Annotated in this window: 18 protein-coding genes and 1 tRNA gene; 5 read left to right on the plus strand and 14 right to left on the minus strand. The window is 74.3% G+C overall.

The window, feature by feature from the left end; genetic code table 11:
* Positions 1–141: 141 nt before the first annotated feature.
* Complete coding sequence (locus M8I34_RS39475; protein ID WP_250057919.1) at positions 142–1,956, minus strand: EAL domain-containing protein; 1,815 nt, start codon at positions 1,954–1,956, stop codon at positions 142–144.
* Positions 1,957–2,316: 360 nt separating this feature from the next.
* Here M8I34_RS39475 and M8I34_RS39480 point away from each other — a divergent pair, with 360 nt between their 5' ends.
* A complete protein-coding gene (locus tag M8I34_RS39480) occupies positions 2,317–3,558 on the plus strand; it encodes a M6 family metalloprotease domain-containing protein (protein ID WP_250057920.1) in 1,242 nt (413 codons plus the stop codon).
* Between the two features lie 112 nt (positions 3,559–3,670).
* Here the strand turns inward: M8I34_RS39480 and M8I34_RS39485 are convergent.
* The 6 genes from M8I34_RS39485 to M8I34_RS39510 form a co-directional block, all read right to left on the minus strand.
* Positions 3,671–3,744: transfer RNA gene (locus M8I34_RS39485), tRNA-Lys, on the minus strand.
* Between the two features lie 56 nt (positions 3,745–3,800).
* A complete protein-coding gene (locus M8I34_RS39490; RefSeq protein WP_250057921.1) occupies positions 3,801–4,436 on the minus strand; it encodes a bifunctional DNA primase/polymerase in 636 nt (211 codons plus the stop codon).
* A gap of 188 nt (positions 4,437–4,624) precedes the next feature.
* Positions 4,625–5,008 (minus strand): hypothetical protein, encoded by a 384-nt coding sequence (locus tag M8I34_RS39495; RefSeq protein ID WP_078889626.1) that lies wholly within the window; start codon positions 5,006–5,008, stop codon positions 4,625–4,627.
* A 150-nt stretch (positions 5,009–5,158) separates the two neighbouring features.
* Positions 5,159–6,541 (minus strand): AAA domain-containing protein, encoded by a 1,383-nt coding sequence (locus M8I34_RS39500; protein ID WP_250057922.1) that lies wholly within the window; start codon positions 6,539–6,541, stop codon positions 5,159–5,161.
* A gap of 40 nt (positions 6,542–6,581) precedes the next feature.
* Complete coding sequence (locus M8I34_RS39505) at positions 6,582–8,132, minus strand: hypothetical protein (protein ID WP_250057923.1); 1,551 nt, start codon at positions 8,130–8,132, stop codon at positions 6,582–6,584.
* Positions 8,123–9,406 (minus strand): hypothetical protein, encoded by a 1,284-nt coding sequence (locus M8I34_RS39510; RefSeq protein WP_374211052.1) that lies wholly within the window; start codon positions 9,404–9,406, stop codon positions 8,123–8,125. The genes M8I34_RS39505 and M8I34_RS39510 overlap by 10 nt, the downstream gene beginning before the upstream one ends.
* A gap of 267 nt (positions 9,407–9,673) precedes the next feature.
* Here M8I34_RS39510 and M8I34_RS39515 point away from each other — a divergent pair, with 267 nt between their 5' ends.
* Positions 9,674–10,267, plus strand: coding sequence for a histidine phosphatase family protein (locus M8I34_RS39515; protein ID WP_250057924.1), 594 nt, complete (start codon positions 9,674–9,676; stop codon positions 10,265–10,267).
* Between the two features lie 123 nt (positions 10,268–10,390).
* On the opposite strand, the gene M8I34_RS39520 is transcribed toward M8I34_RS39515, so the two are convergent.
* Positions 10,391–11,833 (minus strand): tetratricopeptide repeat protein, encoded by a 1,443-nt coding sequence (locus M8I34_RS39520; protein WP_250057925.1) that lies wholly within the window; start codon positions 11,831–11,833, stop codon positions 10,391–10,393.
* A 256-nt stretch (positions 11,834–12,089) separates the two neighbouring features.
* On the opposite strand from M8I34_RS39520, the gene M8I34_RS39525 reads away from it, so the two are divergent.
* Positions 12,090–12,536, plus strand: a complete 447-nt coding sequence (locus tag M8I34_RS39525; protein ID WP_250057926.1) for a hypothetical protein — start codon at positions 12,090–12,092, stop codon at positions 12,534–12,536.
* Positions 12,537–12,596: 60 nt separating this feature from the next.
* Here M8I34_RS39525 and M8I34_RS39530 read toward each other — a convergent pair whose 3' ends face one another.
* The 6 genes from M8I34_RS39530 to M8I34_RS39555 form a co-directional block, all read right to left on the minus strand.
* On the minus strand, positions 12,597–13,856 hold the full coding sequence (locus tag M8I34_RS39530; RefSeq protein WP_250057927.1) for an NAD(P)-binding domain-containing protein: 1,260 nt from the start codon (positions 13,854–13,856) through the stop codon (positions 12,597–12,599).
* Between the two features lie 476 nt (positions 13,857–14,332).
* Positions 14,333–15,625, minus strand: a complete 1,293-nt coding sequence (locus tag M8I34_RS39535) for a glycosyltransferase (RefSeq protein ID WP_250057928.1) — start codon at positions 15,623–15,625, stop codon at positions 14,333–14,335.
* The gene (locus M8I34_RS39540; RefSeq protein WP_250057929.1) at positions 15,622–15,978 is read right to left on the minus strand and encodes a hypothetical protein; all 357 of its coding nucleotides are present in this window, start codon (positions 15,976–15,978) and stop codon (positions 15,622–15,624) included. Before M8I34_RS39540 ends, M8I34_RS39535 begins: the two co-directional genes overlap by 4 nt.
* Complete coding sequence (locus tag M8I34_RS39545; protein ID WP_250057930.1) at positions 15,975–17,549, minus strand: sugar transferase; 1,575 nt, start codon at positions 17,547–17,549, stop codon at positions 15,975–15,977. The genes M8I34_RS39540 and M8I34_RS39545 overlap by 4 nt, the downstream gene beginning before the upstream one ends.
* A complete protein-coding gene (locus M8I34_RS39550; protein WP_250057931.1) occupies positions 17,546–18,733 on the minus strand; it encodes a glycosyltransferase family 4 protein in 1,188 nt (395 codons plus the stop codon). The genes M8I34_RS39545 and M8I34_RS39550 overlap by 4 nt, the downstream gene beginning before the upstream one ends.
* Positions 18,734–18,793: 60 nt before the next feature.
* Entirely contained in the window at positions 18,794–19,312 is a 519-nt protein-coding gene (locus tag M8I34_RS39555) for a hypothetical protein (RefSeq protein ID WP_250057932.1), read from the minus strand.
* A gap of 244 nt (positions 19,313–19,556) precedes the next feature.
* Here M8I34_RS39555 and M8I34_RS39560 point away from each other — a divergent pair, with 244 nt between their 5' ends.
* Both M8I34_RS39560 and M8I34_RS39565 read left to right on the plus strand, forming a co-directional pair.
* Positions 19,557–19,892 carry a chaplin gene (locus tag M8I34_RS39560; RefSeq protein ID WP_250057933.1) on the plus strand — a complete coding sequence of 112 codons (336 nt, stop codon included), beginning with the start codon at positions 19,557–19,559 and terminating at the stop codon, positions 19,890–19,892.
* Positions 19,893–20,140: 248 nt separating this feature from the next.
* Positions 20,141–21,001 (plus strand): spermidine synthase, encoded by an 861-nt coding sequence (locus tag M8I34_RS39565; protein WP_250057934.1) that lies wholly within the window; start codon positions 20,141–20,143, stop codon positions 20,999–21,001.
* Positions 21,002–21,012 lie beyond the last annotated feature (11 nt).

Consider the following 21,012-nt stretch of genomic DNA (forward strand, 5'->3'; position numbering starts at 1 on the left):
GTAGTCGTACGCGGTGGCTGCGGCCGTCGTCGATTCCGCCGGACCCTCGCCGTGGGGGGTGCGCGCCGTCGCGGCGGGATTCTTTTTCCGGGGTGGGCGGAACGGCGTTCCGCCCGCCCCGGGTCCGTGTACGCAGGACCCTCAGGCGCCCGTGTGCCGGCCCGCGTCGAGCAGGGCCTCGACCCGTTCGGGGGCGACGGGGCGGGAGTAGAGCCAGCCCTGGCCGGTGTCGCAGCCGATCCGGCGGAGCCGCTCGGCCTGCTCGGCGCTCTCCACGCACTCGGCGGTGACCGTGAGGCCCAGCCGGTGCGCCAGCGCCACCAGCGCCTCCACGATCATCTCGTCCGCCGGGTTGGGGTGCTCCTGCGAGCGGAAGCCGCGGACGAAGGATCCGTCCAGCTTCAGTACGGACACCGGGAGGCGGCTGAGGTAGGCGAGGTTGGAGTAGCCGGTGCCGAAGTCGTCGATGGCGATCCGTACGCCCATGTCGCTGAGCGCCTGGAGGGCCTGGAGCGGGCGCCCGGCCGAGCCCATCACGGCCGACTCGGTCAGCTCCAGCTGAAGCAGCCGCGGCGGCAGCCCGGTCTCCGCCAGAATCCCGGCGACATCCGCGACCAGGTCGGAGTCCCACACCTGACGTACGGCCACATTGACACTGACGAACAGCGGCTGGCCGGGGTGCCCCAGCTGCCAGGCCCGTGCCTGGTAGCAGGCCCGCTCCAGGACCCAGCGGCCCAGCTCGACGATCGCGCCGTTCTCCTCCGCCAGGGCGATGAACCGATTCGGCGACAGCGTCCCGAACTGCGGATGCCGCCAGCGCACCAGTGCTTCCACGCCCTGCGCACGGCCGTCACCCAGTCCGACCAGCGGCTGGTACTCCAGGGTGAATTCGCCGCGGTCCACGGCGGGCCGCAGCGTGCTGGAGAGCGCCTGCCGGGTCATCCGGTGGGCGTTGCGCTCCGGGTCGAACAGCGTCCAGCGCGCCTTCCCGTCCTCCTTCGCCCAGTACAGCGTAGTGTCCGCGGCCTGCATCAGACCGGTCGCGGTGGTGCCGGTGGCGGCCCGCTCCACCACGCCGATGCTCGCCGACACCGACAGCCGCTGCCCGGCCAGGTCGAACGGGCGCTGAAGCGCGTCCAGGACGGACTGGGCCAGCTCGGCCAGCTGGTCGGTGCCGGTGGAGTCCTCCACCAAAAGAGCGAACTCGTCACCGCCCAGTCGTGCGACGAGGTGCCCGGCGTGGCCCGGCCCGCGGTCCGCCGCGCTCTCCGCGCAGCGCGTCAGACGCTGCGCCACCGCGCTCAGCAGCCGGTCGCCGACGCGGTGCCCGAGGGTGTCGTTGACGGCCTTGAAACCGTCCAGGTCGAGGTAGCACAGCCCGATCCGGCCGGTGCCGGACGGTTCGAAGGAGGCGGTCTCCAGCGCGGTGGAGAGCCGCTCGAAGAACAGCGCCCGGTTGGGCAGCCGGGTCACCGGATCGTGCATCTGGAGATGCCGCAGCCGGGCCAGCAGATCGTGCCGGTCGCTGATGTCCGCCACCGACAGCAGCATCCGCTCCTCGCCGCTGAGTGGCTCCGGGGTCAGCGGCTCGACGGTCACCTCCACCCAGATGGAGTGCCCTTCGGGGTGTTTGAGGCGGCGGGTGCAGCGCAGCCGGTCGCTGCGGCCGCACAGCACCTCGCGGTAGGCGGTCCACACCCGGGGGTCGGCACCGAGGTCGGTGAGGTCCGCCGCGGTGGCGGCGACCAGCTCGGCCGGTTCGGCGCCGACCAGTTCGCCGAAGGCGGGGTTGGCGGCGAGGACCAGGCCGTCGCGGTTGAGGACCGCCATCGCCAGCCGGGCGGCGTAGAAGGTGGCGCGGTAGTCGCCGAGCGAGGCCGCGGTGTCATCGCAGCGGCCGGCCGGGGCATGCCGGGCTTCGGCAGATCCTTTGGTCGTACCGTTACGCTCCGTCACTGAGGGGAGCGTCGCTCCGGGCGTGCGGCCCGGACTGTCGGGGTGTCCGCTCACTGCTCGCTCCCGCATGGCGCTGTCTCGTGATGAAGGGTGGATCTCGCGCTGGAAAGTGTGGCGATCATAGAGGCTGGCGCAACGGCCGAGCCAGCGACGCAGCCGTGATCGTCCGCCCGCATGACGGAACTTCAGCCATTTCTGCGCGGCTCTGTTCGTACTGAATGCCCCATTGGCTGTTTGTGACTTTCCGTTACGGGCTGACGAAGACGCGCCGGTCACTCTTCCGGGGCTGTAAAACAGGACGAATAGCATTAAATCGCCACAGGGTAGGTGAGGTCTCCGAATCCGTCCCTGGAGGTAGATGTGCCGCGCGCTCAGACACCCGACGGGGTGGATCGCCGCCGTCTGCGGCGCGTCGCGGCCGTCGCCACTTCCCTGAGTGCGCTCATCGCGACGTCCATCGTGGCCGGACCCGCCACCGCCTCCGAGGCCGCACTCCCGTGCGCCCTGGGACGCACCGACGCGCACCACTCCGAGGGCGTCGACAGCTGGAACAGCGCCTATCCGCGCCCCGACCGCCCGCTCGACGCCGTCATGATCTACCTGTCCTTCCCGGACGCCCGGCCGTCCGCCGACCCGGAAGAGCTCTCCCGCGACTACTTCCCCGCCACCTCCGGCTTCTTCGACCGCGCCTCGTACGGGAAGTTCCGGCTGCGCCCGCGCGTCCACCGGTACTGGATCCGGATGCCGCACCCGTCCGCCTCCTACGGAATACAGCGCGACTGGGACGCCGGCCGGCGCTCCTCGTATCTGCGCGACGCGGTCGCCGCCGCCGACCCGTTCGTGGACTTCGGCCGCTTCGACGTGGTCTATTTCGTCGCCGACCCGGACGCCCCCGGCGTCGACTCGGACGCCACCAAGGTCGTCAACCTCGACCGCCCGATGCACGCCGACGACCGCGATCTGCGCCGGTTCGTCACCGTCTTCGAGCAGACCCCGCCGGACCGCAACGTCCTCGCCCACGAGACCGGGCACGTCTTCGACCTGCCGGACCTCTACCACCGGCCGGCGGACGGCAAGGGCGACTGGGACACCTACGTCGGCGACTGGGACCTCATGGGCAGCCAGTTCGGTCTGGCGCCCGACCCCTTCGCCTGGCACAAATGGAAGCTGGGCTGGATCTCCGACAACCAGGTTGACTGCGTCGATCTGACCCGCCCGGCCGTGCACTCGCTGCGCACGCTGTCCGCCCCCAAGGAGCCCCGCGCCCAGCGCCACACGCGGCTCCTGGTGGCCCGTACGGGGCCCGAAAGCGCCGTCGCCATCGAGGCACGCGGTGCCATGGGCAATGACCGCTCCATGTGCGCCGAGGGTGTCCTGGTCTACCGCGTGCGCAGCCGCGCTCCCTCCGGGACGGGACCCGTGCAGGTCCTCGACGGGCACCCCGGCACCTCGGCCTGCCGGGGCTCCTCCGTCTACCCGCCGCTCGCGGACGCGCCCCTGGGCGTGGGGGAGAGCATGAACGACGCCGAGGACGGCGTCCGCATCCAGGTGGAGGGCCGGACGACCGACGGGGACTGGGCGGTCAAGGTCGGGCGCGACTGACGCCCCGCGGATGCCCGGCTGTCCCGAGGCCGCGGCGGACGGCCGGCAGTGCGCGCGCAGGGACCGGCAAACGACGAAGGCCCCCACCGTGGTGGAGGCCTTCGACTGTCTGTGCGCCGCCAGGGACTCGAACCCCGGACCCGCTGATTAAGAGTCAGCTGCTCTAACCAACTGAGCTAGCGGCGCCTGCTGACGGGGAAAACATTAGCATCATGGTCGGGGAGGACAAAAATCGGTTTGTCTCAGCCCCGGGTCAGCGCCGAAACGGGGTGCTGAGCTGCGGTTTCCTGCTCGGGACCGGCCACGGAGCGGGCGGCGCGGACACAGGCCCACAGCAGCACGTCCGGTCCCGGCAGCCAGGGGTCGCGGACGTCCGGCGCCACCAGCCAGCGGGAGCCGGCCGGGGCGGACGGTTCCTCGGCAGCCAGGAACGGCCCGATTGCCGGTGCGTCCTCGGTGGCGCCACGACAGGGGTGCAGCGGCGGGACGGTGACCGCATCGCCGCTGCCGTGGCACAGCAGCGGGGGGACGGCGGTGGCCCACTCCTCCCAGCCGAGCAGCGCGGGCAGCCGCTGGGCGGTGCCCGGAGCGGCGAAGAGCAGGATCCGGCCGCGGTGCGCCGCCACCGGGCCGGAGCCGGGACCGTCGGACCATAAACGGTCGACCATCCGCCGCCCGAAGAGCGCGGGGGCGTTGATCACGTCGAAGGCGGTGCCGCACGGCAGCACGCTCGGCGCGGCGGGGCGGGTGGCCCACAGGGCGTGCATCTCGTCGGGGTGGGGGCTGGCGGAGGCGAGCCAGTCGGCGCCCGCGAGGGTGACATACGCGGCGGTGGGAAAGGCCAGGGTGCGGGGGGTCTCGGGCAGCCATTCGCTCATGGGGGACAGGTCTACCGAGACGGCGCGTGCGCGTTGAGCTGATTGCCGGAAAACGGGACGGGGTGGCGGGGGAGCCGGTATCTTGCGCCTCTTGCATATGCCAGCGGCCCATGATCTTGGACCATGAGCCGTAGCGGGGTGTGTGGTGCGGATGTGACGCCTGGGGTGGTCGGCGGGACCGGGGGCGCTCAGTCCATGTCGCCCGGCAGGGTGCTGCTGCTGCGCATCAGACCGGCGCCGAACTCGATCATTTTCTGCGCATAGTCCTCGGTCCACTCCGCCTGCTCCGCCAGCACGGCCGGCGGCATCCGGTCGAACCGGCTGGGATCGGTCAGCTGGGCGGCGGCCAGTGCCTGGAATTCCGTGGCGCGGTCGGCCGCGGCGCGGAAGGCCAGGGCCAGTTCCGTGGCACGGCTGAGCAGCTCGCGCGGATCCTCCATCGACTCCAGGCCGAAGAAGTGCTCGGGGTCGGCGACGGCCTCGGGCGGCTCGAAGAGCAGCTGCGCGGGCTTCATCCGCCGTGGTCCCGGCGCCGTACCACGCGGGTCGGGAGCCGGTCGCGGCTCGGACATGTACCTACCTCCAGATCGTGTGCCGCATTCCATTGTCCCGCCCCGCGCAAGGGGGCCGGAGGCCGTGCCGTACGGGGGCCGGCCGCCGGCTTGCCGTCCGTCCGCGGCGGCAGGTGGCGGGCAACTCCCCCAGGGACCCATGCCACCCGGTTACGGGCGCCATGCCACCCGGTGTTCCGCCAGGTGGGCGAGGACGGCGTGGTTGGCCTCCCAGCCGTCCGGGAACTTGACCGTGACGCCCAGACGGACCGGCTCGGTCGAGGGGTGCTCGTCCAGCAGGTCGGCGACGCCCGCCCGGCTGACCACGATGCAGGCGTGCCGGTGGCGGGAGGCGAGCACGCACAGCCGTCCGGTCTCCAGATGGAACGCGGTGGCGTCGGGGCGGCCGGAGAGCGGGTGGAGCACGACCGTGACATCGAACTCGCGGCCCTGGAGACGGTTGGCGGTGTCCACCGCGACCCCGGTCACGCCGAGGCCGGCGAGCGCGGAGCGGACGGCCGCCGCCTGGTCACGATGGGCCGTGCCGACCGCGATCCGGCCCGCGGTCAGCGGCACCGGGACCGGCGCCCCGTCCGGATCGCGCCGGCCCTCGCTGGTCGCGGCGCCACCGCGGTCCAGGAGCCGGCGCACGACCTGCGCCACCGCACGGACCGCCTCCGGGTCCGTGCGAGGCGTACGGCGGGCGGGGAGCTCCAGCAGGCCCCAGCCGGACTCCGCGGCCTCGTCCAGGACGCGGTCCACCCCCGAGCCGTCGCCCGGCACCCCGAACGCCAGCCGGCGGTCGCCGTGGCCGGTGCCGCTGCGGAAGGGGGTGTACGGATAGAACGCGGCGGAGACCAGCGGCGCGGCCGAGGCGGGCAGCCGCCAGGAGACCGGCAGCCGGTGCTGCGGCAGATCGGGGTTGTGGGCCAGGAGGGTGGACACCGCGCTCGCGGACGGGTCGTACGCCAGCCCCGCCCACTGCTCCGCGCCGACCACGCTGAACGGGTCCAGCTGGCCCGGGTCGCCGACGAACAGCGCCCGCTCGAAGAGCCCGGCGACGCTCAGCAGCGCATCGGAGCGCATCTGGTAGGCCTCGTCCACGATGGCGTGCCGCCACGGCTCGTCGACCTTGGTGTACGCCCATTTCGCGGCCGTCGAGACCACGATGTCCATCCCGGCCAGATCGGCGGCCTTCGCGGACGTACGGACCGCGGGCAGCTCGGCCAGCGCCGGGTCGAACGCGCCGGGCTCACTGCTGTGCAGCCGGCCGACCGGCAGCTGCGGGTCCTTCTCGGCGAGCCGCAGCACGAGGTCGTCGACCTGGGCGTTGGTCTGCGCGATCACCATCAGCGGGCGTCCGGCGGCGGCCAGTTCACGGGCCGCCCGCACCACGAGGGTGGACTTGCCGGCGCCGGGCGGGGAGTCCACGACCACGCCGCGCCGGGAGCCGTACAGCGTGTCGTGCAGGATCGCCTCGGTCGCCGTGGCGGCCGCGGCGGCGGGATCGAAGGAGCCGGCTGTGGTGGCGTGGGGGTCCTGAGTGGCCGTCATACGGCGGTGTTCTCCAGGGCGGTCGCATACCGGGCGCGGGTCACAGGAAGTCCTCCGGGGTCACGGGGTCGGGGGAGTCGTGCGGTGCGTCCGCGGGGCCGGGCGGGGGGCCGCCGTGGGTCCACGGGGTGTCCTCGGGGTCCGGGAGCTCCGGTCCGCCGCGCGGCGCGTGCTCGAACAGCGTCCAGCACACGGTCTCGTCCGGCTCCGGCACCGAACCGGGCTCCGGTGTCTTCCCGCGCCCCATCCCGCCCGTCAGCCGCACCACCAGCGCACCCGGTTCCTCGGCCCCGGCCGCCACGAATTCGGCGGTCTGGGTCCTGCCGTCCGCCAGGGCGCGGTGGAGCTTGCCGCCCTCGGACAGCTGCGGACGGTCGGCCGTCCGCAGCGTGACCAGCGGACGGGGCATCGGCCGCTTGCCCTCGGAGAACGCCATCTCGACGGCGGTGACCGTGCCCTGGAACGCCTCGCCGGCCAGCCGGCGCCCCGCCATCACCAACGGGTCGTCCAGGGCTTCCTGGGCGTCCAGTTGGGCCTGCGCGGTCTCCCGCGCGGACAGCTTCTGCGCGGCGGTGACCGCGTCGTCCTGCCGGGGCTGCGGGGGCTCCCCGGCGCGCACCCGGTCGCGGTGTGCCGTGTACGACCAGCGGTCGCGCTTCCAGCGGTCGGGGACCCGGCTGCCCGCGGGGAGCGCCCGCAGCAGATCGAGGCCGTGCCAGACGGCGTCCCAGGTCGGCCGCAGCTGCCCCTCGACCAGGGCGCGGAGCGCGTCCTCGGCGCCCGGCAGCCCGGCGTCGTAGCGGGCCATCGCGGGGGCCAGCAGCCGGTTGTCGAACGCCGGGTCGGTGGCCGGGCCGGCCGGCGGGCACAGCAGCTGCCCGTCCGCGCCGCGCGCCGACTCGGCGCGCTCGGCCGCCTCCTGGCCCGACAGCCCCGGCGGCGGGTCGATCCAGGACAGCAGCGCGCCCAGATGCTGGTCCTCCAGCACGCTCTGGCCACTCGCCCAGTGGCGGGTCAGCAGGCCCGTCATGGACAGCAGCAGGCTCGCGCCCGGGACCCGCGCCCGCTCACCGAAATGGGTCAGCCAGCGGCCCAGCAGCGGGACGTGCGGGGGTGCGGGGTACGGCGTCTCCGGCTCCTGCTCGGCCGTCCGCCGGAACCGCATCGAGCGGCCCAGCAGCCGGACGAACTCGATACCGGCGGCGCTCGGCACGATCAACTGGGGCGCGTCCGCGCACAGTTCGACCTGCACCGGGACCTTCTTGCCCGTCTCCGGGTCGGTTTCCTTGCGTTCCTCCCACTCGATGGCGTCCGCGAAGCCGTCCACATACGGCAGCACCGTCTCGGCCAGCTCGGCGAGGAACGCGAACCGCAGATCGCGGTCGCGCGGCTGCGGAACGGCCAGCAGCTGCGGCTTCTCGCGGTCCGTGCCGACCAGCGCGCCCAGCGGGGCGCCGGCCTCGCCCGCGGTCGTCAACAGGACGAGGACCAGGGGGCGTTCGGACAGATGGCGGTGCCGGACCGTGCACCGCGGTCGCGCGCGGCCCGTGGCGACCGCCTCCATCCGGGCCAGCGTCTCGATCAGTGACATCCCGGCTCCTCCGCTCGCTGCGCCGGCACGGCGGCCAGCGCCTCGGCGCGCAGCGCGGCGGCCCGGCGCAGCGCCACCACGGCAGGGTCGTCCGGACCGTCCGGGTCCGCTGGGGGCTCCGGGCCGTCCGGTCCGGCCGCCGCCAGCACCTCCTCGATGGTGCGCAGCCCGCCCAACTCGCCCCGTACGCCGCGCCCCAGCGCCTCCACCGCGCCGTCCTGACGGGACCGCTTACGGCAGTGGAAGGCCAGCTCGCAGGCGGCCAGACACTCGGGGGCGTAGGCCGCACCGACCGCTTCGACGGCATCGGCCAGCTCCTCGGGCGGGCGGGTCGCGGTCTTCCCGTCGTCCGCGAGCCGGAGGTCGAAGGTGGTCTCGGCGGGAAGAACGGCGGCGATCTCCTCGACCCGGGTCAGGCGGGTCAGCTGCCGCCGGGTCGTGGCCAACTGCTTGCGGACGTCGACCGCCGCGGCCGTGGGGAGGTTGGAGAAGTCCTTCGGGCACACCAGCAGCACCCGGTCGCGGACCCGGACCGCGCGGCCCGTACGCGCGCCGACATGCCCCGCGACCTGCTCCAGGGCCAGGACGTACACCGCCGCCTGCCGCGCGGCGGCGCCCACCTTGGCGGCGTCCGCCGAACCGTCGATCATCGGGAAGGACTTGATCTCGACGACCGTCCAGCCGCCGTCCGGATGCACCACCACCGCGTCCGGCTCCACATAGGCGGGCGAGCCGGCCACCTCGACGGCCAGCAGCGGATGGTCGAGCAGGGCCCAGCCGCCGGCCGCGGTCGCCTCGCGCAGCGCCAGCGCCGTACGCGCCGCCCGGCCCTCGGGCCCGGCCGCGGACAGATCCGGGGTGGCGACCTCATCGGGCGAGGGAGCGGGCGTGCCGGGCGCCAGCCGTTCGTGCAGCAGCCGCAGCAACTCCGTGCCGCCGTCGGCCTTCACGCGGGCCTCGAACGCATTGCCCCGGACGAACGCGAACTGGGACTGCCCGTATGCCGCGGGCGAGCCCAGCGCCTGGGCCAGCGCGCCCTTGTCGATGCCCGCGCCGTCCAGCAGCGCACGGCGCCGGCAGCCGGGGTTGGCGGCCAGCGCGGCGAGCGCGCGGGCATCGAGGGAGCGGGGGCGCACCCCGGGGCCGCGCAGTTCGGTGAGCCTCTGCCGCAGGCCCGGTGTCGCCACCGGCTGCTCCGCCCCGGGGGCGGCCGGGGCGGGTCGGCTGTCGCGGAAAACGTTCACCTGCGGAAGTCTCGCATCCGGCACCGACATGTGGGGCGACCGGCCACGGACCGGCCGCCTGCGGGTGCCGCTCCCGGCGCGCCCCTACGCTGTACGGCCGGCGCGCCCCGGGCAGGTCCCGGCAGGCCGGGGCCGGACGGCTTCCCCGCTCACGGACCGGGCGACATCCCCGGTCAGCGGCCTGACGGCCTCCCCGGTCAGGGACAAAACGACCCGATGCGCGATGATGGAAGGCCCGCGGTCGACGCCGCCCGCACCGAGCAACGAACAGCCGAGAAGTCGGCGAGAGGTACGACCATGGCAGCGCGCATATACCTGGCCAGGCACGGGCAGACCGAGTGGTCCCTGTCCGGCAGGCACACCGGCCGTACGGACGTCCCGCTGCTGGACGAGGGCCGGCGCGGCGCCAAGCTGCTGGGCGAGCGGCTGCACCGCGCACCCTGGGACGGCCTGCCGGGCGTCGAGGTCCGCACCAGCCCGCTCGTGCGGGCGAAGGAGACCTGTGAACTGGCCGGTTTCGGGGACCGGGCGCAGCAGTGGGACGCGCTGATGGAGTTCGACTACGGCGCGTACGAGGGCCTCACGCCGGCCGAGATCAAGTCCGGGCGGCCGGACTGGCTCATCTGGCGCGACGGGGTGCCGGACGGCGAAACGCTCGCCGATGTCACCGCGCGGGCCGACGAGGTCATCGGCTGGGCGCGCTCGGCCGACCGCGATGTGCTGGTCTTCGCGCACGGCCACATCCTGCGCGCCCTGGGCGCCCGCTGGCTGGGCCTGGACATCTCCTTCGGTGCCCGGATCCGGCTGGAGCCGACGTCCCTGTCGGTGCTCGGCTGGGCCTACGGGGAGCCGGCCATCGAGCGCTGGAACGACACCGGACACCTCGGCTGAGGGCAGGTCCGGGACCTGGAACGGCCTGAAGGCGCGGACTCCGCGGGCCGCTGACGGCCCGAAGGGACGGACTCCGCGGGCCGCCTGACGACCCGTAGGAGCCCGCCCGCCGGGCCGTGCGCGTCAGTCGGCGGAGTCCGGGGCCGCCGTCCCGTCCTCGGACGCGGCCGATGCCGCGTGCCGCTCCAGGAAGTCGGCGACCGCGCCGCAGTCGCGGTGCGCCCGCAGCGTCCGGGCCGTGTCGTCGAGCATCGTACGGATACGGGCCGACCGGACCTGGGTCAGCAGCGTCAGCACCCGGTCCCCGGCCGCGGCGGCCTCCTCGGGCGCACCGCTGTCCGCGAGATCGCCCGCGAGCTCCGCGGTGAACAGGGCGATATTGCGCGTGAAGTGGGGGTCCTGGAGAGCCACCGCCCGGCGCGCGTGCTCCACCGCGCGCCCCGCTTCGCCTATTGCCGACCAGCACTGCGCCTGGAGGCCCGCCAGTTCGGCCTCGCCGTAGAACGTCATCCACTCCGGGTCGCCGTCCCGCGGCCCGCCCGCGAACAGCCGCTCCGCCCGGGCCAGCGCCTGCTCGCAGCCGGAGCGGTCCGCCAGCCCCGCCCAGCCGCCCGCCTCGCGCAGCGCCAGCAGCGACAGCAGCCGCGGCGAGGCCAGATGTCTGGCGGCCTGCTGTGCGGCCTGCGCGGCGCGCACCGCCTCGCGCGGACGGCCGGCGTCGCGGGCGAGGAACGCCGTGTTGCAGAAGGCGTGGGCCTCCAGGGCGGCATCGCCGCAGACCCGGGCGGTGGCCAGGGCCTCCGCGTAGTGCGAGCGGGCGTCCTCGAAACGGCCCGAGTCATGCGCCAACCAGCCGACGGTGATGGCGAGTTCACCGGCCCCGGCGTGCAGCCGGTCGGACACCGATCTGCGCTGTACGCCCGCATCCAGCAACTCGTAGGCGGCGCGCAGCGGCTGGGCGGCGCGGCGGTAGATGCCCTCCGCGCCGTGCCGGTCGTCCAGCAGCCGGATCTGGCGGACGGCCTCCTCGACGGCGGAGGCCTCGGCGGCACCGGCCCGGCCGGTGGCCGATGCGCGGGGGCCCGGCACCCGGGCGGATGCGGCGGCGGCCTCGATGGGATGCAGGGCGGCAAAGCCCAGGGCCGCTGCCGGGCCGCCGGTGATGAACGCGCGACGCAGCACGTCGCTCTCCTCGCAGATCTGGATACAGGTATCGCGGTGGTCGGGGTCGGTTGCCAGGGGCGCGGCGCTGACCGCCGCCGTACGCGCCCCCCGTCCGCGTACCGCCTCGCGCGGCGCGAAACCCATGTCGGGCAGCGTCAGCCCCGGGAACATGTGCCGGAACACGCGCTCGTAGGCGTAGTTCGGACACCTGATCTCCCCGGACTCGACGCGGCCCACATAGCGGGCGTCGCACGAGACCTGTTCGCCGATCTCACGGGCGGACCGTCGGACCGCCGCCGCGAACTCGCCTGGCGACAGCCGGCCGCGCAGCTGTCGGAAAGCGAGGTTCGGGCGGACGGGTACGGTGCGGGACGACGCTGAACTTGCTGCTGGCGACGCCATGGCTGCCTTTCTCGGTGCCCTTTCCGTGCCCTCTCCGTGCCATCAGGTGGCGATGCCGCCTCCTGGCGGTGCGGCGGGATGACCGTACCGGCTGTGATGGCTCCGATACGCCCAGTTTGGCTACAAATCGGATATCTCGCGCACGATCTGCCATGAACTGCCATCCTTTGCAGCGTTACGCCGCCGTAGCTGTTGACACGCCTGACCGTTGAAGACGGTGTAAAGGGTCTGGTGCGTGCAGGAGGAGGGGTTCTCCGTGTGGGAGACCGGCGTGAGCAGGGGCGGCAACGGGTCCGCGGGCCAGGCCGTCGCAGACGGGGCACCGGCCGTACCGGCGCAGTCGTGCGACCTCGTGACGGTGCCGGCCCGGCAGGGGCTGGAAGCCGTCGACATCCTCCGGCTGCGGGACGGCGTCGGCCCGGTCCTGCACGACGGCACCTGCGACACCCTGGGCTTTCTGGTGCCCGCGGGCACGGCAGCGGGCTGGGACGTGCCGGGCAGCGCCTGTACCCAGACCTCCGGGCGGGGCATTGCGCTGGGTGCGCTGTGCGGTGAAGGGACCGCGGCACAGCCGCCGGTGACCGGCACCGGCTGGCTGGTGCCCCCGGAGGGCGCGGGCGCCGAGGCCACCGACCCGGCCGTGCTGCGCGCGGCGCTCGGCGAGGCGGCCCGCACGATCGAGGCCGTCGACCGCTGCCAGTGAGCGGCGCAGGGGCCGCCCGGCCGGTGCCGGACGACCCCTCGGGCGTGGGAGGCCCGCGTCCTACGTCCCCTGCGCGGCCGGAGCGCTGTCCCGCGCCGGGCGGGGGATGGTGGTGGCGCCGCGCCGGTCGCCGAGCCGGCGCTGTACGCCGCGCAGCAGCCGCGCCGCGGTGAAGTCCGCGCCGTACACGAAGCGCATCGACGGGCCGAACGACGGGGCGGTCAGCAGCCCCGCGAAGAACAGTCCGGGCCACGACGATTCGAAGCCGGAGCTCAGCTCGGGCGCCCGGCTGCCGCCCACCGTCCGCAGCGTGGTGCGCACATGGGGAACGAGCAGCCGCAGCCGCCCGAGGTCCGGGCGGAAGCCGGTGGCCGCCACCACATGGTGGGTGTCCACGGTCTCGGTACCGCCGTCCGTATGGGTGAGGTGGAGCCGCACCCCGTCGTCGTGCGGGACCGCTGCCCGGAGCCGGTGGCTCAGCAGGACCGGCACGGCCGGCTCGAAGCGCTCCCGCAGCCACCAGGCACCGGCCGGGCCCAACGCGGTCTCGGCGATACGCACCCGGGTCGCCGAGGGCAGCCGGCGCACCGCCCAGGGCATCTCCGACCACAGCCGGCGGGGCCAGCCGGTGCCGAGCCCGGAGTGCGGATCGCGCAGCGCGCGCAGCCGGCCGCGCTCCAGCGGCTGGGGCGGGGCGTCCCAGCGCAGCCGGTCGGCGCGGGCCACGATGCGGGGCCGGGCGCCCTGTTCGGCGAGCAGGGTCGCGGTCTCCAGCGCCGCCTGCCCGGAGCCGATCACGGTGACGTCCTGGCCGTGGAAGCGGCGCAGGTCGCGGTGGTCGCTGCTGTGCGAGGCGAGGTCCGGGGGCAGTTCGAGCAGCGGCCAGGGGCGGTTGACGAACGGCAGCACGCCGACGGCGAGCGCCACGGTCCGGGCCGCGATCTGTTCGCCGGTGTCCGTCTGCACCTGGAAGCCGTCACCGTCCGGGCGGACGCCGGTGACGGTGACCTCCTCGATCTGTGGCACCGCCCGTTCGCCGAACCATCTGCCGTAGGCGGTGAAGGTGTCGAGGGGCAGCGGGACGCCGTGCTCGGCGGTCAGGTCGTGGGCGGCGCAGTAGTCGGCCAGGGTGTGGCCGCCCGACGGGTCGGAGAGATCGGAGGACCAGGGCTCGGACTTGAGGAGCATGCCGTCGGGCATGTGGTCGCGCCAGGAGGCCATCGGCCGGCCCAGGACCCGCAGCCGCAGTCCGGCCGCCGCCGCATGTGCGGCGATCGAGAGTCCGTAGGGGCCGGCGCCCACCACCACGAGGTCGTACATGGGAGTTCCCTGCTCTTTCTCTTTGTGCGGTGCGGGTTGTCTGTGCCGCATGGAGGGGGCGCGGGGTGCCGGCTTTAAGGCCGTTGCGACACTCCGAGCGGTCGCGGCGGCATCGGGCGGGCCGGGAGCGGGGTGCTGCCCGGTGGCGCTGCGCGCGAGCGGCACCGTGCGGCCGGTCGGATCGAGGTGCAGCGCACGGACCACATCGAGCCCCGAGGACGGGTCGGTGAAGAGCCGGAGCCGGTCGCGCCGGGCCGGGGGTTGACATCGATGAGGACCCGCGCCCGCCGCCGCGTCTCCGCCCTCTCCTCTTCCCCTGGGCGCCTTGCTGGGGGCCGATGCGGAGGGCGTGCGGCGGCCGGCCGGTCTGCACACCGGCTCGGCGGGACGGACGCGGGTCGGCCCCTCACCGCCCGGCGGGCGCTGGGCGGACATCGAGGGGCGCCGGAGTCCCCGCTCCACGGGCCGTCCGGCAGCTACCTCTTCGAGAGCCGGGACGGGTCGGGCGACCGGGACGGGTCCGGCAGCGACACGGCCGCCGCGGGGAGCGCGGCCGTCCGGCCCTGGGGCGGGGGCACCGCCGCGGGGTTCCGGCGCCGTACCGGGGCGGCGGCGGTCACGGCCTGTTCGTACACGGACATCAGCGCCTCGGCGCTACGGGTGATGTCATAGCGCCGCACCACCGGCGGGACCGGCAGCCGGCCCGGCCCGCCACGCCGCAACTCCCGCAGTGCGGTGGCGAGTTCATGGACCCCGAGGCTGAAGTGGCGGGCGCCGGGCGCCTGGTCGGCGGGCAGTTCGTCGACCGCCGGGCAGCTGCCGTAGAGCACATGCAGCCCGGACCCGAGCGCCTCCAGGACGGCCAGCCCGAACGCCTCGTCCGGGGAGGGCGAGACGAAGACGTCGATGGCCGAGAGCAGGCCGGGGATGTCGGGCCCGTCGGCCGCCCGTCCGTCAGCCGCTCGTCCGTCAGCCGCCCGTCCGCCGGCCATGGCGTCGACGGCCCCGTCACGCTCGCCCAGCAGATGGATCCGGTCGCCCGAGCCGAACTGCTCCGCCATCCGCCGCAGCATCTCCCGCTCCGGCCCCGCGCCCGCCAACAGCAGGTGTACGCCCGGCAGTTGGGTCACCGCGCGGACCAGTACGTCGAACCGTTTGCCGGGCACCAGCCGGCCCGCGCCGCCCACCACGAAGGCGTCCAGCGGCAGCCCCAGCCGGGTGCGGACCAGGGCACGGGCGGCCGGATCGAATGCAAAACGGTGCGCCTCGATGCCGTTGGGCACCACATGGATCCGCTGCTCCGGTACGCCCCAGCGGCGCAGCCGGGCGGCGACGGTGTCCGAGACGGCGACCGTCGCCGTGCCCAGCCGTTCGGTGGCCCGGTAGAGCGTGCGGACGCCACGGGTCAGCCGGCGCCCCTCGATGACCGCATCGCCGAGCGAGTGCTCGGTGGCGACCACGGCCCGTACACCGGCCATCCGGGCGGCGATCCGGCCGTAGACGCAGGCCCGGTAGAGGTGGGTGTGCACCAGGTCGTAGCCGCCGCCGCGGATCAGTCCGGCGAGACGGGGGAGCGCGGTCAGGTCCCGGTTGCCGGTCATGCCGAGGTGGGTCACGGGGGTGCCGTCGGCCTCGATGCCATGGGCGACCGGGCCCGGATCGGTCAGGGTGATGACCTCGCAGTGTGCGGGCAGCCGGCGCAGCAGCAGTCGCAGCTGCTGCTCGGCGCCGCCCACGTCGAGGCCCGTAATGATGTGCAGAACCTTCACCGGATGCCTCCTGGGGTAGCGGCCGGGGTGGTGGTCTCGTCGAGGGGCAGCGCACGGCGGCGCAGCGGGTGCGGCGCGCGCGTGAGGTGCAGCCGCCAAGGGGTGTCCGCGATGCCGATGTGGAACCGCGGCAGGGCGCGGGGGCCGGCCGGCGGGCCGGGGTCGAGGGCGCAGACAGAGAGGGCGCAGGCAGAGCCGTGGCCGGCGGCGTGTACCGCCGCGACGGTCCGGGTGCCGACGGTGCCGGCGGTGCCGTACGCAGACCAGAGGCCGTTGCGCCGCCGACGCCCGCTGCCCCGGCCGGCCGTGTGCCACGGCGCGGGCAGCGCGGACGCCGGTGCGCCCGCGCTCATCTGCCCTCCGGCCGCACCAGGCGGGCCACGGTGCGCAACAGGATCCGGATGTCCTGCCACAGCGACCAGCTGTCGATGTAGAGGTTGTCGAAGCGGACCCGGTCCTCGACGGAGGCGCCGCCGCGCGGCCCGTGCAGCTGCGCAAGTCCCGTGATGCCCACCGGCATCCGGTGCCGGGCGGCGTACTCCGGGTGGGCCTGGGTGCACTGCTGGACGACCCGGGGGCGCTCCGGGCGCGGCCCGACCAGGCTCATCTCGCCGCGCAGCACGTTCCACAGCTGCGGCAGCCCCGCCAGCGCGGTGCGCCGCAGCAGCCGGCCCACCCCGCTCGTCCCGCCGGTACTGGTTGTCCCGCCGACCTCGCTCGTCCGGCCGACCCCGCTCGTCCGGCCGTCGTCCGTCACGTCCCCCTGCGTCGACGCCTCGTCCCCCTCGTCCGCGTCGTCCCCCTTGTCCGCGCGCAGGGTGCGGAACGTCAGCAGGGTGAAGCGGCGCCCGCCCCGGCCGATACGTTCCTGCCGGCAGAGCACGCCGGGCCCGTCGGCGAGCCGTACCGCGAGCGCGCAGCCCAGCAGCAAAGGGGCCGCGACCACCAGCGCCGGGACGGCCAGCGCGAGGTCCAGCGCCCGCTTGCCCCGGCCGCCGTGCCGCGGCGGGGCGGTCTCCAGCCGCCGGCAGGCGAAGCCCCACAGATGGTCGGTGCCCGCATGCGGCGTACGGCCCTCCCGGGCGGCCGCGGCACCGGCCAGCCAGATCGCCGAGCCCTGGTCGATGAAGCGGCGCAGCAGGGCCGCGGTGTGCGGATCGCCGTACGGCGGCAGCGTGAACACCGCGTCCCGCACGGTGTTCTGGATGACGGCCCGGGTGATCTCCTGCGCGGAGGTGAGCCGCGGCAGCGGCAGCCGCCCGCGGGCCGGGGGCGCGTCGGGCCCGCCGGGCAGCAGGGACGGCGGCGTGACCAGACCCACCGGACGCAAGCCGTACTCGGGGTGGGCGTGCAGGACGGCGGCGAGCTGCCGGGCGGCCGGGTCGGTGCCGACGATCAGGGTGGCGCGCGGTCTGCGGCGGGCGGCGGCGCGGTGCGCCCGGTAGACCGTGGCCCGGCCGCCGAAGGCCAGCAGGGTGTGCGCCGCCACCGCGCACACCAGCAGACCCGGCGGCAGCGCCTGTCCGGGGTCCGCGGCGGCGAGCACCGCGGCCACCACGCACCAGCAGACGGCGGCCCGGCCCAGCAGCGCCGGCAGGTCGTTCAGCGCGAGGGGAGCGGGTCCGGGCCGGTAGAGCCCGGCCCCGCGGTGGAGCAGCAGCAGGCCCAACACCATGGCGGCGAGCGCCGTCGGCGCCGTACCGGTGCCGAGGACGAGCAGGGCGGTGCCCGTGGTGGCCAGGGCGTCGGCGGCCATCAGCGGGGCGACGGTCCGCCGCCGTGTGCCGCGGCCGGGCCGGGGCGGGGGCAGGGTCTCCCGTCCCGGCCCGCGGGGCGGACGGACCGCGACGGCCGTGGGCCGGGGTGCCGCCGACGGGAGCGGGACCCGGGCGGAATGGGGCGCGTCCGCGCTGTCCGTCGTCATCGGCTGATCCGCTCCGTGCTCTCGGGGCACGGCACACCGAGCAGTTCGCGGTACAGGCCGAGGACCGCCGCGGCGGTGTGCCGTACGTCGTACGTCGCCCGGATGTGCTCCAGGGACCGGTGGGCCAGCGTCGTGCGCAGCTGAGGGCGGGTCAGCAGACCGAGTACGGCCTGTGCGAGGGCGGCCGGATCGGTGGGCGGCACCAGACAGTGCGGCGCGGCCCCGGGCGGCAGGCTCTCCCGGGCCCCGCCGACATCGGTGACCACCACGGGGCGGCCGCAGGCCATCGCCTCCAGAGGGGCCAGCGCCATGCCTTCCCAGCGGGACGGCAGGACGACCAGATCCGCCGCCCGGTACCAGGGGACGGCGCTGCGGGCCCGGCCCGCGAAGCGCACACCGGGCGGTGCGGCCGCATGCAGCAGCTCCCGGTCCGGGCCGTCGCCGACCAGCACCAGCCGGGCGTCCGGGAGGGCCGCGCCGACCGCGGGCCACGCGCGCAGCAGCGACAGCTGGCCCTTTTGCGGGCACAGCCGCCCCACGCACACCACCAGCGGCCCGTCCGGCGGCAGATCGCCGAGTGCGGGCAGGTCGCGGCGCAGCGCGCGCCGTACCGCGTCATCGCGGTACGCGGGCGCACAGCGTTCCAGGTCCACTCCGTTGCGGATCACTGCCCACCGGGCCGGCACCCCCGCTTCGGCTCCCCGCAGCCGCTCCGCCTCGCTCGCACACAGCACCCGGTCCGCCCAGCGCGCGGCATACCGCTCCCAGCCGAGCGCCAGCCGCCCCGCCGTCCCGCCGGCCGCTTCGAAGGGCCAGGCATGCGGCTGATGGACCGTCGGGACCCGGCCGCGGACGGCCAGCCGGGCGGCGAGCCCGGCCTTGGCGCCGTGCGCATGGATCAGGTGCGGTCCGGTCCGCCGGACCAGCCGGGCCAGCCGCGCGGTCTCACCGGCGAGTGCCGGGCCCGGGGAGCGGCGAGCGGGCCAGGGGACGACCTCGGCGCCCGCCGCGGCGGCGTCCCGGTGCAGCTCCCCACCGGACGGTGCGGCGACCACGGCCCGCAGTCCCGCCGCCACCTGGGCCCGCACCAGGTCGGTGACGACCCGGGCGACCCCGCCGTCGACGGGCTGGGAAACATGGAGAACCGTTGGCCGCTCTTGGCACAGCAGGTCTTGCGGCAGCACGCACTGCTCCCCTGATTACCGAGCTGACAGAACTCTGCGAGAATTTCCGGCGCGCGCCGCTCAGTGCCCGGTATCGGTCCGGCGGAAGGGCGCGCCGGGCAGATATCCCGGATTGCGGGTGGTGAAGCGGAAAGCGGGCCGATCGCCGCCGGACCGCAGCGCGGGACCGATGTCGAATACGCCGGAATCGAATCCGAGCGTGTTGCGGGAGGCGGAACGCCGCTTCGCCGGCCGGCCCAATTCAGTGATGGCCGAGTTCATCACGCCGCTCGCCGGACCGGCGGAATCGCCCGCCTTCTGCGCGCGGTGCCGGCCCGCCCGGACGAAGAGCGCGTCATTTCCGTGGCCCCGGTCGCCGTCGTAAGCCACCACGCCCGCGCGGCCAGGTGCATGCGCCGGGATAAGCAGTTCGTTCTGCCGTACCGAAAACGAGCGGCGGTGCGTTCCCGGCGACGGGAAGCCGTTCCGCCGTGCAATTCCGCGCAGCGGCCGCTCACTGTTCTTCGGGGAGGCCGGCAGAGCCAGGGAGGCCGGTGCGCATACGACGCCGCGCGTGGTGCGGTCCATCGACTTCCGCATGTCTTCCTCTCCGACTTCAATCAGTCAAACTGGAGAACACTCTGACAGAAATCATGTTGGAAACCGCGGCAGGCACGCCGGATGCCGGTCGGGGGCCCCGTTCAGCGGAATACCGAGTGGTAGGCGCACGCGTCGTTACTGCCAGAAGGCCTAATATATTCTCGGAAGAGGGAATGCCCGCATCTCTGACTCATTTCGTTCGTTGTGACCGGTTGCCCCATTCACGAACTGAAAGGAGAATGGGATGAAGCGCTTTGTCACGGCCGTCGCGATGACTGCGGCCAGCTGCGCCGTGGTGCTGAGTGGCGCAGGTGTGGCATCGGCCAGCGACGGAAACCACGGTAGCCGTCACCACAATCACAACCGCCACTACCACGACCACTACCGCAATGACCACCGCGGTCTCTACAACCACCGTTCCGGTGCCAACGCGGCCGGCTTTGCAGCGGGCTCTCCTGGCATCCTCAGTGGTAACAATGTCCAGGTGCCGATCAACATTCCGATCAACGTCTGCGGCAACAGCCTCAACCTTCTCGCGGCGCTGAACCCGGCGTTCGGGAACGCATGCGTCAATAGGTGATCCGCCCGCCGGTCCGGAGGTACATCGGGCCGGCACGGTTCATGGTGTGCAGTTGGCGGATCACCCGTGACCTCGGTCGTGGGTGGTCCGCCGCTCTGACCTGTACGTCCGCTCTGACCTGTACATCCGCTCTGACCCGTGCGTCCGCTCCGACCCGTACGTGCGGGCGCCCCGCGGCGCCCCTCCGGCCGTCCGTACCTCGCTGACCAGCGGATACGGCCTCCGAGGCAGGGGCCATACTGGAGGGCATGGCGAAGAGCAGACGCGCGCGCGGCGGACCGGAGTCCGTCATGGAGACGGTGGACGGCGGGCTTGCCGAGCTACGGCCCGACCGGGACCGGCCGCGCGGCTGGACGCTGCTGCTCGACGGTGCCCCGCAGTCCCATGTGGACCTCGACGACCCGGCGTACCTCGACTTCTCCTATCAGCGGCGGCTCGGGCACGTCGCCGACCTGGCCGGACCGCCGGGCAAACCGCTGCGCGTGGTCCATCTGGGCGGCGGCGCCCTGACCCTGGCCCGCTATGTCGCGGCGACCCGCCCGCGCTCCACCCAGCAGGTCGTGGAGATCGACACCCCGCTCGTCCAACTCGTCCGCCAGAAGCTGCCGTTGGACGGCGGCTGGCGGATACGGGTGCGCGGCGGCGACGCCCGTGCCGGCCTGGCGAAGATCCCGGACGGCTGGGCGGATCTGATCATCGCTGATGTCTTCGGCGGCGCACGCACCCCGGCCCATCTGACCAGCACCGAATTCCTGACGGAGATCCACCGAGCGCTGCGGCCCGGCGGGTTCTACGCGGCGAACCTCGCCGACGGGCCGCCGCTGCGCTTCCTGCGCGGCCAGATCGCCACGGCCCGTACGGTCTTCCCCGAGCTCTGTCTGACCGCCGACCCGGCCGTACTGCGCGGCAAGCGCTTCGGCAACGCCGTCCTGCTGGCCGCCGACGGGGAACTGCCGGTCGCCGAACTGACCCGGCGGGCGGCCACCGATCCGCAGGCCGGACGCGTCGAACACGGCCGGGCGCTGCTGGACTTCACCGGCGGCGCGGCCGCGGTCACCGACGCCACGGCCCTCGCCTCGCCCGCCCCGCCGGCCGAGACCTTCGACTGACGACGGGCCGC

The organism is Streptomyces sp. MCA2 (genome assembly GCF_023544705.1).
Classification (GTDB): Bacteria; Actinomycetota; Actinomycetes; order Streptomycetales; family Streptomycetaceae; genus Streptomyces; species Streptomyces decoyicus.